The sequence below is a fragment of the Desertimonas flava genome (assembly GCF_003426815.1).
Classification (GTDB): domain Bacteria; phylum Actinomycetota; class Acidimicrobiia; order Acidimicrobiales; family Ilumatobacteraceae; genus Desertimonas; species Desertimonas flava.
Map to the genome: position 1 here is coordinate 50749 of NZ_QKYK01000033.1, position 10135 is coordinate 60883.

At 71.0% G+C, this 10135-nt stretch carries 9 protein-coding genes and 1 pseudogene; 6 read left to right on the forward strand and 4 right to left on the reverse strand.

The annotated features are described in order from the left end of the window. The first annotated feature begins 46 nt into the window (after positions 1-46). Positions 47-679: a cysteine hydrolase family protein gene (locus DN771_RS24825; protein ID WP_117000261.1), complete on the forward strand. Its 633-nt coding sequence runs from the start codon at positions 47-49 to the stop codon at positions 677-679. A 3-nt stretch (positions 680-682) separates the two neighbouring features. Next, positions 683-904 (forward strand): annotated as a pseudogene (locus tag DN771_RS30930) (ABC transporter); the annotation flags it as partial. Between the two features lie 214 nt (positions 905-1118). Here the strand turns inward: DN771_RS30930 and DN771_RS24835 are convergent. The 3 genes from DN771_RS24835 to rpiB form a co-directional block, all read right to left on the reverse strand. Continuing rightward, the gene (locus tag DN771_RS24835) at positions 1119-2255 is read right to left on the reverse strand and encodes an MraY family glycosyltransferase (RefSeq protein ID WP_117000262.1); all 1137 of its coding nucleotides are present in this window, start codon (positions 2253-2255) and stop codon (positions 1119-1121) included. A gap of 34 nt (positions 2256-2289) precedes the next feature. Further along, positions 2290-3570, reverse strand: a complete 1281-nt coding sequence (locus DN771_RS24840; protein WP_117000263.1) for a serine hydroxymethyltransferase — start codon at positions 3568-3570, stop codon at positions 2290-2292. 66 nt (positions 3571-3636) lie between these two features. Beyond that, positions 3637-4092, reverse strand: coding sequence for a ribose 5-phosphate isomerase B (rpiB, locus tag DN771_RS24845; protein ID WP_117000264.1), 456 nt, complete (start codon positions 4090-4092; stop codon positions 3637-3639). A gap of 77 nt (positions 4093-4169) precedes the next feature. On the opposite strand from rpiB, the gene DN771_RS24850 reads away from it, so the two are divergent. Further along, a complete protein-coding gene (locus tag DN771_RS24850) occupies positions 4170-5648 on the forward strand; it encodes an acetyl-CoA acetyltransferase (protein WP_117000265.1) in 1479 nt (492 codons plus the stop codon). Beyond that, a complete protein-coding gene (locus DN771_RS24855) occupies positions 5641-6597 on the forward strand; it encodes a nucleoside hydrolase (protein WP_117000266.1) in 957 nt (318 codons plus the stop codon). The genes DN771_RS24850 and DN771_RS24855 overlap by 8 nt, the downstream gene beginning before the upstream one ends. Before the next feature lie 9 nt (positions 6598-6606). Here DN771_RS24855 and DN771_RS29830 read toward each other — a convergent pair whose 3' ends face one another. Further along, positions 6607-6765 carry a hypothetical protein gene (locus DN771_RS29830; RefSeq protein WP_162942383.1) on the reverse strand — a complete coding sequence of 53 codons (159 nt, stop codon included), beginning with the start codon at positions 6763-6765 and terminating at the stop codon, positions 6607-6609. A 114-nt stretch (positions 6766-6879) separates the two neighbouring features. Between DN771_RS29830 and DN771_RS24860 the strand changes: the two genes are divergently transcribed. Both DN771_RS24860 and DN771_RS24865 read left to right on the forward strand, forming a co-directional pair. Continuing rightward, positions 6880-7332 carry a winged helix-turn-helix transcriptional regulator gene (locus DN771_RS24860; RefSeq protein WP_117000267.1) on the forward strand — a complete coding sequence of 151 codons (453 nt, stop codon included), beginning with the start codon at positions 6880-6882 and terminating at the stop codon, positions 7330-7332. A gap of 44 nt (positions 7333-7376) precedes the next feature. Continuing rightward, the gene (locus DN771_RS24865) at positions 7377-9995 is read left to right on the forward strand and encodes a S9 family peptidase (protein ID WP_227462472.1); all 2619 of its coding nucleotides are present in this window, start codon (positions 7377-7379) and stop codon (positions 9993-9995) included. Positions 9996-10135 lie beyond the last annotated feature (140 nt).

Consider the following 10135-nt stretch of genomic DNA (forward strand, 5'->3'; position numbering starts at 1 on the left):
GTTCAAGCCACTTCCGCGGCTGCGCTGCCGAGCGCATGCTGGCGGTATGACGACCTCCAACCAGCCCGCCCGCCGGGCCCTCATCGTGATCGATGTCCAGCAGGAGTACTTCACCGGCCGCCTGCCAGTGACGTTCCCCGATCCGCAGATCAGCCTCGCCAACATCGGCCGGGCGATCGATGCCGCCACCCACGCCGGTACGCCCGTGATCGTGATCCAGCACGACGCCCCCGAAGGTACTCCGATCTTCGCCGTCGGCAGCCCGGGCTGGGAGCTCCACGACGTCGTCGCCTCACGACGCCACGACGTGATGTTCCACAAGCGGCTGCCCGGCTCGTTCACCGGGACCGGCCTCGAGGACTGGTTGCGCGAGCACCAGATCGACACCCTGACCGTCACCGGCTACATGACGAACATGTGCGTCGACACCACGTCGCGCCAGGCCGCCCACCTCGGGCTGAGGGTGGAGATCCTCTCCGACGCCACCGGCACACTCGACTACGCCAACGAGGTCGGCAGCGTCACCGCCGAGCAGGTCCACACCTCCACCTTGACCGTGCTGCACTCCGCGCTTGCTGCCGTCGGCACCACCGACGCCTGGATCGCCACCCTCGGCGGCGACCCGCTGCCGGCCAGCAACCTCGTCGCCTCGACCCAACACGCTGTCGCCACCCGCTGAGCGCCCGACAGCGCGGTGGGGACGCCCGATCTGCGGATGCTCACCACGCTTCTGGAACCCACTGCGGGTACCGCGACCGTGGCCGGGATCGACGTCGCGACCGACCCTCGCGCCGTTCGCCGACGCATCGGGTACGTCGCCCAGATCGGCGCCACGCCGGCCCCGGGGACCCGACTCGGCGAGGAGCTCGTCGCCCAGGCGCGGCTGCAGGGGCTGTCCAAGGCGGGGCGACCGACCGGCTGCGCGTGCTGCTCCCCCGCCACGCGTACTCCCGGGCACTCTCTCGCCGCGGGGAGACCTCAGGTACGAACGGGAGGGTAAATACCCCACCGAAGCGTCCGGTATTTACCCTCCGGTCGGGACGGCGACCAGCGAACGGCCCTCCGCCTCGCACGCCCTTTCCGCTCACCGCCGAGGCACATCTCACTGGCGTGCGGCCTCAGAGATCGCCGTTGCCGACGCGCTCGCGGCGGTGCCGACGGACGCTCGGGTGGAGCACCGTGTAGAGCACGATCGCGCTGGCGCCGATGCCGAACGGCAGGTACGACGGGTTGGAGTCGTTGAGGATCGGATAGAGCACGAACCCCGACAGCAACGCGGTCCACGCCCACAGGATCAGCACGCTGCGCCGATGTCCGTGACCGAGGTTCATCAACCGGTGGTGAAGGTGTCCCTTGTCGGCGACGTCGAGCGACTGGCGGCGGCTGGCCCGACGGACGATGGCGAAGGCGGTGTCGAAGATCGGCACGCCGAGGATCAGCAACGGGATGGCCAGCGGGGCGAGGAAGAAGTAGGTCTGGCCGACCTCGCTGTTGTCGCCCGGCTCGGCCCGGCCGCCGACGACACTGGTGGCCACGGCCATCATCAGGCCGAGCAGGAGGGCGCCACTGTCGCCCATGATGATGCGGGCGGGGTTGAAGTTGTGCGGCAGGAAGCCGACGCACATGCCAACCGCCATGATGGCGATCAGCGGGCCGAAGTTCGGCGGCGTGAGGCCGCCGATGTCGCTGAGCTTCTGGCTGTACAGGAAGAATGCGAACCCGCCGATGGCCACGATGCCGGCCGCCAGGCCGTCGAGGCCGTCGATCAGGTTGATCGCCTGGGTCATGCCGAGCAGCCACAGCACGGTCACGAGCGGCACCCAGTCGTCCGACAGCAGCGGGGTCTCGACGAATGGGATGCGGAAGTAATACATCGTCACGCCCCAGTAGGCGAGGGCGAGGCCGGCGAGGACGATCGCCGTCACCTTCGCCGGAGGGGCCGTGCCCTTGACGTCGTCCCACAGGCCCACGGCGATGATGATGATCGCCGCGACGATGATGCCGCGCGGCTCCGAGTTGCGCGCGAAGAGCTGGTCGAAGCGATCGAGCAGGCGGGCGACGGCGAAGGCGACGACGAAGCCGACGAACATGGCCAGGCCGCCGATCGCCGGCATCGGCTTGGTGTGCACGGTGCGCTCAGTCGGCTGGTAGAGCCATCCGAGGCGGAATGCCAGCCTGCTGACCAGGGGTGTGGCGGCGAACGTGGCGACCGCGGCGACGGCGCCGATGAGCAGGTAGTCGCCTATCGAGGGCATGGGTGAGGCGAGCGGTCCCCGTGTCCCCGGGGGCTCAAGCGTGCGCCGTGGCCAGGTGAGGGTCGCCGTTGGGGTAGGCGGGGAACGCCGTCACGAGGGTGCGGACCTCTTCCCGGATGGCGGCGAGTTGGCCGGCGTCGTCGCGACCGCGCAGGGCGCGGGCGATCAGCCCGGCGACGGTGGACATCTCGCCCTCGGCCATTCCCTGGGTGGTGACCGACGGCGTGCCGATCCGTAGGCCGCTGGTGACGAACGGGCTGCGCGGATCGTCGGGCACCGTGTTCTTGTTGAGCGTGATGCCCGCCTCGTCGAGCGTCAGCTGGGCGACCTTTCCGGTGAGGTCGTCGTCGAACGCCCGGAGGTCGACGACCATCATGTGGTTGTCGGTCCCGCCCGAGACGAGGCGGAACCCCTCGTCGGCCAGCGCCTTGGCCAGCGCCGACGCGTTGGCCACGATCTGATGGGCGTACTTGGAGAACGCCGGGTCGGCCGCCTCTCGGAACGCGATCGCCTTCGCCGCGATCACGTGCTCGAGCGGACCGCCCTGCCAGCCGGGGAAGACGGCCTTGTCGATCGCCTTGGCGTGTTCCTCGCGGCACACGATGGCGCCGCCACGCGGACCGCGGAGCGTCTTGTGCGTGGTGAACGTGACGACGTCGGCGTGGGGCACGGGGTCGGGATGGGCGCCGCCGACGATCAGACCGGCGATGTGCGCGGCATCGAACATCAAGAGCGCGCCGACCTCGTCGGCGACCGAGCGGAACGCCTCGGGCTCGAGGCGCCGGGGATAGCTGGTGGTCCCGGCGACGATCAGCTTGGGCCGGTGCTCGAGGGCCAGGTCGCGGACCTGGTCCATGTCGATGCGCTCGTCGCCACCCGACACCTTGTACGCGACGAAGTGGTACTGGAGGCCGCTGGCGTTGACCGGCGAGCCGTGCGTGAGGTGACCGCCGTGGTCGAGGCTGAGGCCGAGCACGGTGTCGCCCGGCTGCAGCAGCGCCTGGTAGACGCACATGTTGGCGTTGGCGCCGGAGTGCGGCTGCACGTTGGCGTGCTCGGCGCCGAACAGCGATCTGGCCCGCTCGATGGCGACCGCCTCGACGCCGTCGATGACGGCGTTGCCGCCGTAGTAGCGCTTGCCCGGATAGCCCTCGGAGTACTTGTTGGTCAGCACCGACCCCATCGCCCGGATGACGGCGGGCGACGTGAAGTTCTCGCTGGCGATGAGCTGGATGCCGGTGGTCTGGCGCTCGAACTCGGCGGCGAGCAGTCCCTCGATCTCGAGGTCGGGGTCGGAATCACTGGGAAATGGCATCGGCTCTTCTCCGTTCGGTCCTGGTCGTGTCGGCTCGCGTGACGGGACCGTGACGATCGTACGGCCTCAGGACGTGCCGAAGCGCTCTTCCAGCTCGGTGATCTGGGCCACCCTGCGGGCGTGGCGCCCGCCGTCGAACGCCGTGGCGAGGAACAGGTCGACGATCTCCTCGGCGAGCCCCTCCCCCACGACCCTGGCCCCCATCGACAACACGTTGGCGTCGTTGTGGGCGCGGGCCATCCGGGCGGTGTAGAGCTCGTTGCAGAGCGCCGCGCGCACGCCCTTCACCTTGTTCGCCGCGAGCTGCTCGCCCTGGCCGCTCCCGCCGAGCACGATGCCCACGTCGGCGTCGCCGGTGACGACGCGGCGGCCGACCGCAGCACAGAACGGCGGGTAGTCGACGCTCTCGGTGGATTCGGTGCCGAGGTCGATCATCTCGTGTCCGGCCGCACCGAGGCGTTCGATCAGATGGGCCTTCAATTGGAATCCGGCGTGGTCCGATCCGATGGCGATGCGAGTCACGGGCGCCAAGGTACTTGGGTCACACCGGCCGGGCCCGATCCTCGGCCCCGGGAGTCGCCTCAATACTGTTGCGTGGCGTGACGATCGATCCGCGCACCCCTGTCATCATCGGCGTCGGCCAGTTCCTCCAGCGGACGGCTTCGCTCTCCGAGGCCAGGGAGCCGGTCGAGCTGATGGCCGACGCCGTCGAAGCCGCCGCAGCCGATGCCGGGCTGGCCGGCGTTCCGAACGCCGTGGACTCGATTCGCGTCGTGAACCTCCTGTCGTGGAAGTACGGCAATCCGGCCGCCATCCTCGCCGATCGCCTCGCCGTCACGGCCAGGGAGTTCGGCTACACCAGCGCCGGAGGCAACACGCCGCAGTCGCTGGTGAACCTCACGTCGCTCGACATCGCCGCCGGCAACCTCGACGTGGCACTGCTCGTCGGCGGCGAGGCGTGGCGGACCCGCATGCGCTCCCGCAAGGAGGGCGTCACGCTGGATTGGGCGAAGAGCGCCGACGAGCCGGTGCTGATCGGCGGCGACCTCGACATGACGCATCCGGCGGAGGCGGAGCGTGGCCTCTATCTCCCCGTGCAAATGTACCCGATGTTCGAGACGGCGATCCGCGCCGCCGCCGGTCGCAGCCCTGCCGACCACCTCGTGTACATCTCGGAGCTGTGGTCGCGCTTCTCCGAGGTGGCGGCCGGCAATCCCTACGCCTGGCTGCCCGAGAAGCGCACGGCCGAGGACCTGCGCACGGTCACCGAGAAGAACCGCATGATCGGCCTGCCCTACCCGAAGTCGATGAACTCGAACAACGACGTCGACATGGCCGCCGCCCTGCTGATCTGCTCGGCGGCGTGGGCCGACGAGCACGGCGTTCCCCGTGACCGGTGGGTGTTTCCCCATTCCGGCACCGACTGCCACGAGCACCAGTACGTGTCCAACCGATGGGCGTTCGCCGAGACGCCCGCCGTGCGCCGCGGCGGCGAGCTGGCCCTCGAGCTCGCCGGGATCGGCATCGACGACGTGTCGGTCGTCGACCTCTACTCGTGCTTCCCGTCGGCCGTGCAGCTCGGCGCGGCGTCGCTCGGCCTCGACATCACGTCCCAACTCACCCGTACCGGCGGCTTGAACTTCGGTGGCGGCCCCTGGAACAACTACGTCATGCACGCCATCGCCACGGTGGTCGGCGACCTGCGCGAGCGCCCGGGCGAGCGGGGGCTGGTCTGGGCGAACGGCGGCTACCTGACCAAGCACGCCTTCGGCGTGTACTCGACCGAGCCGCCGGCGGGCGGGTTCCGCCACGCCAAACCGCAGGCCGAGATCGACGCCCTTCCGCGCCGGGAGCTGGCGACCGGCGAGGACGCGGCCGGCCCGGCGACCGTCGAGGCGTACACCGTGATGCACGATCGCGACGGTTTGCCCGAGCTCGGCATCGCGGCCTGCCTGCTCGCCGACGGCCGGCGAGCCTGGGGCTTGTCGAAGGACGCCGAGCTGACCGTGGCGATGACGGACGGCGAGTGGGTCGGTCGCGACGTGGCCCTCGACGCCGAGGGTGCCCTGCATGCCTGACCGGCCGCTCGTCGTACTCGACTGCGACCCGGGTCACGACGACGCCCTGGCCATGGTGGTGGCCGCCCGGTTCTGCGACCTCGCCGGGGTGACGACGGTGGCCGGCAACGCCCCGCTGTCACGAACCACCTACAACGCCCGGGTGATGCGCGAGCTGCTCGGGGTCGACGTCGAGGTCCATGCCGGCGCGGCGCGGCCTCTCGTCGCCGAGGCGCACGCCGCGGCGAGCATCCACGGGGCGAGCGGCCTCGACGGCGCCGACCTGCCCGCACCATCGCGCCCGGTCGACTCCGAGGACGCGGTGCGCTTCATCGTCGACACATGCCGCCGGAACGAGGGCGTGACGATCGTCGCAACGGGGCCGCTCACCAACGTCGCCCTGGCCCTGCGCGCTGCGCCCGATCTCGCCGGGCGCATCGCCGGCATCTCGATCATGGGTGGCGGGTCGTTCGGCAACCGCACCCCGGTCGCCGAGTTCAACATCTGGGCCGACCCCGAGGCGGCCGCGATCGTCTTCCACACGGCCGCCGCCGGTGAGCTCGGCGGTCCGTTGACGATGGCGGGGCTCGACGTCACGCACCGCTTCCAGGCGACTCCCGACCGCATCGCCGCGGTCGACGCGATCGGCGGACTGCTGGCTCGCACCCTCGCCGACCTCCTGCGGTTCTTCTCCTCGGCCTATGAAGGCCGGCACGACCCGGGGACGATGGCGGGTGCGGCCATGCACGATCCGCTGGCGGTGCTGGCGTTGACCCATCCCCACCTGTTCACCGTGGCCGAGCGCCACGTCACCGTGGAGACGGCCTGGGGAGCGTCCACCCGCGGCATGACCGTCATCGACGAGCGGACCCTGGTGGAGCGGGCGGCCCCGAACGCCCGGGTGCTCGTGGATGTCGACGCCGACGGGGCGTTCGCCGTCCTCGTGGACGCCGTCGCCTCGTTCAGCTGAGCGCCGGCCTCAGCGCAGCGTGTGCTCCGAGCCTCGACGCGTGGCGATCAGCGACAGCTCGTGATGGCAGTCGTCGATCACCGACGTGCCCGGCCCGCCTGCGGCCAGCCAGCGAGGCCGGCCCGACCGCGGGCTGACGATGTGGTTGCGACGGAATCGATGCCGCATGGCTCACCTGCTTCCTCGTGCCCCGGTCACACCCGGGAATCTCAGTTCGTTCGACGAACTCAGAGTACGGAGACCCTGCTGACTCTGTCAAGAGAACTCAGCTAGAGTGGCCACGTGTCACACCCCGAGCCGCTGCGCACCCCACCGAGTGAGAACTGCTCGATCGTCGGGACGGTCGACGCCCTGGGTGACTCGTGGTCGATCCTGGTGCTGCGCGAGCTCTTCTTCGGCGTGCACCGGTTCAACGACATCCAGCGGGACCTCGACATCTCACGCAGCGTGCTGACCAACCGGCTGAACCGGCTCGTCGACCTCGGCGTGGCCAAGGTCGTGCCGTACCAGGAGCCCGGCGACCGCGCCCGCAGCGAGTACCGGCTCACCCGCAAGGGGGTCGCCCTCCTCCCGGTCATGGTGGCGCTGATGCAGTGGGGTGACCGGTACCTCAACGACGGCAACGGGCCGGTCGCGCTCCGCGACCGGGCGACCGGGGAGGCTGTGCGCCTCGAGTTGCGCACGGGCGATCGACCCGTCGAGCCCAACGAGATCGTGCCGACCGTCAACACCTGATCCGGCCCCGCAGGCACCCCGCCGGCCCATCTAGTGTCGGCGGCGTGGATGACCGCGAGATCGACCCGGAGAGCGACACGGAGATCATCGACGCCGAGATCGTCGATGATGACGACGGCCGCGACGACCCGCGCGACGCGGTGATCGAGTCGCTCGCACCGGACAGCGACGACGAAGAGATCGCCGACGCCGAGGTGGTCGAGCTCACGGGCGCTGACGACCCACCGCCACCGCCTGGCCCACCGGCGTCCCCGAGCCCCGCTGCGTCCGGCCTCCCGCTCCCCGATCCCACCGGGGAAACCCCGCGCCCGGTCCCACCGCCGCCGGTCGCCGAGGCGCCGTCAGCTCCGTCGACGCCCGTTGCGCCGCCTGTCGCGCCAACGCCCGTGGCCCCGCCCACCGCGTCACCGTCGGCCGACGGGACGCCGCTCCCCCCGCCGTTGCCGAGCGAGCCGCTCGTCGCCCCGGCACCGACGGCCGGCACGGCTGCCCCGGAGGACGACGACCTCTCATCGGTCAGCTACCCCCGCCTGTCGGCTCGCACGCAGCGCTTCACGCTCGGTGAACCCCGCACCGTCAGCGTGTCAGGAGACGGCGCGCTGATCCTGTTCCTCCGCAGCCGGGGCCCGACGGACTCGGTCAACTGCCTGTGGGCGGTCGACGCCGCCACCGGCGACGAGCGCCTCCTCGCCGACCCCAACGCCCTGCTCGGCGCCGGCGACGATCGCGACCTGCCGCCTGAGGAGCTGGCCCGTCGCGAGCGGCTGCGCGAGGCCGCAGGCGGCATCACGTCGTACGCCACCGACGCCGACACCACGCTGGCTGCGTTCTCGCTGGCCGGCCGACTGTTCGTCACCGACATCGCGTCGGGACGGTCGAGCGAGCTGCACGTCGCCGGTCCGGTGTTCGACCCGCGGCCTGATCCCACGGCCCAACGGGTGGCCTACGTCTCGGGGCGCAAGCTGTGCGTCGCCGAGCTCGACGGCACCTGGCGGGCGATCGCCGGCGGCGACCCGCCCGGAGCCGGCGACCCCGAGCCCGACAGCGTGACCTGGGGCAGTGCCGAGTTCGTCGCCGCCGAGGAGATGGGCCGGTACCGGGGCTACTGGTGGAGCCCCGACGGCACGGCGGTCCTCGCCGCCCGCGTCGACACGGCGGCGGTGAACCAGTGGCACTTCACCGATCCCGGGAACCCGGCATCGCCCCCGCACACGGACCCCTACCCAGCGGCCGGGACGCCCAACGCCGACGTCTCGCTGCACATCATCGGGCTCGGAGCAGCCGACGCCCCGGCCGGCGCCGTCGTCGACATCGAATGGGATCGGGCGGCGTTCCCGTACGTGACCGACGTGTTGTGGGACGGTGACGGTGTGCTGGTCTCCGTGCAGTCCCGCGATCAGCGCAACGTCGAGAATCTCGCCGTCGACCGCACATCGGGCGAGACGACGGTGCGCGCCGCCGACACCGACGCGGCGTGGGTCGAGCTGGTCGCCGGGGTTCCGCGCCGGTGGACGTCCGGTCGCCTCGTCACGTGCGCCGACCGCGACGGCGCCCGCCGGCTCCTCGTCGACGGCGAGCCCGTCACGCCGCCGTCCCTGCAGGTCCGTTCCGTCGCCGCGGCCGACGCCGGCGGCATCGTGTTTCTCGCCAATCCGATCGACGACGCCACCGTCCTGCACGTCTGGCGGTACGTCGAGCGCGACGGTGCGGCGGAGCTCGAGGCGCTCACCGACGAGCCGGGCATCCACGCCGTCGCCGCAGCCGGCGGCACCGTCGTCATCCGCACGGCGACGATGGGCGAGCCGCGCACGTACTGGGAGACGCTCGACAGCGTCGAGCTCGTGTCACATGCGGCCGAACCCAACCTCACGCCCAACGCCTCGTTCTCGTTCCTCGGTCCCCGGCGCATCGCCACCACGGTGCTGCTGCCCGACGGGCACGACGGGTCGCCGTTGCCGGTGCTCGTCGATCCCTACGGCGGCCCGCACGCGCTGCGCGCCGTCCGGGCGAGGCACGCTCATCTCTCGTCGCAGTGGTTCGCCGATCAGGGATTCGCCGTCGTCGTGGCCGACGGTCGGGGCACCCCGGGCCGGGGTAGCGAGTGGGAGCGCGCCGTCCACCACGATCTGGCATCGGGCGTGTTGGAGGATCAGGTGGACGCGCTCGAGCAGGCCGCCGCCGACTACGGCTGCCTCGATCTCGAGCGGGTCGCGATCCGCGGTTGGAGCTTCGGCGGCTATCTCGCCGCCCTCGCCGTGCTCCTGCGACCCGACCGCTTCCACGCCGCCGTGGCCGGGGCGCCCGTCACCGAGTGGCGGCTCTACGACACGCACTACACGGAGCGCTACCTGGGCGATCCGGAGGAACGGCCCGACGCCTACGACGGCTCGTCACTCCTGCCGCTGGCCAAGGATCTCACCCGGCCCCTCCTCCTCATCCACGGGCTCGCCGACGACAACGTGGTGGCGGCGCACACGCTGCAGCTGTCGTCCGCCCTGCTCGCCGCCGGCCGTCCCCACGAGGTCCTGCCGCTCGTCGGCGTCACCCACATGACCCCGCAAGAAGTCGTCGCCGAGAACCTCCTCCGCCACCAACTCGACTTCTTGAGACGCGCCCTTTCGTCCTCGGCGGCATCGCTTCGCTCGCCGCCTGCGGCGAGTTGATCTGGGCTCGCTTCGCTCGCACGAAGAGTTGAAAGAGGCGGCGGCGGAGTTGCTCCTTTGTCAAGGAGGGTGGTCATGCGGCGATGGGTTGGGCTTGTTGGCGGGTGTCGTTCCACATGCGTCGGATGATGCGGTCGGCG

Excerpts from the sequence above, each read along its gene's own strand:
- DN771_RS24840 (WP_117000263.1), bottom strand. The coding sequence starts at position 3,570 with ATGCCATTTCCCAGTGATTCCGACCCCGACCTCGAGATCGAGGGACTG.
- DN771_RS24835 (WP_117000262.1), bottom strand. The coding sequence starts at position 2,255 with ATGCCCTCGATAGGCGACTACCTGCTCATCGGCGCCGTCGCCGCGGTC.
- DN771_RS24825 (WP_117000261.1), top strand. The coding sequence starts at position 47 with ATGACGACCTCCAACCAGCCCGCCCGCCGGGCCCTCATCGTGATCGAT.
- DN771_RS24855 (WP_117000266.1), top strand. The coding sequence starts at position 5,641 with ATGCCTGACCGGCCGCTCGTCGTACTCGACTGCGACCCGGGTCACGAC.
- DN771_RS29830 (WP_162942383.1), bottom strand. The coding sequence starts at position 6,765 with ATGCGGCATCGATTCCGTCGCAACCACATCGTCAGCCCGCGGTCGGGC.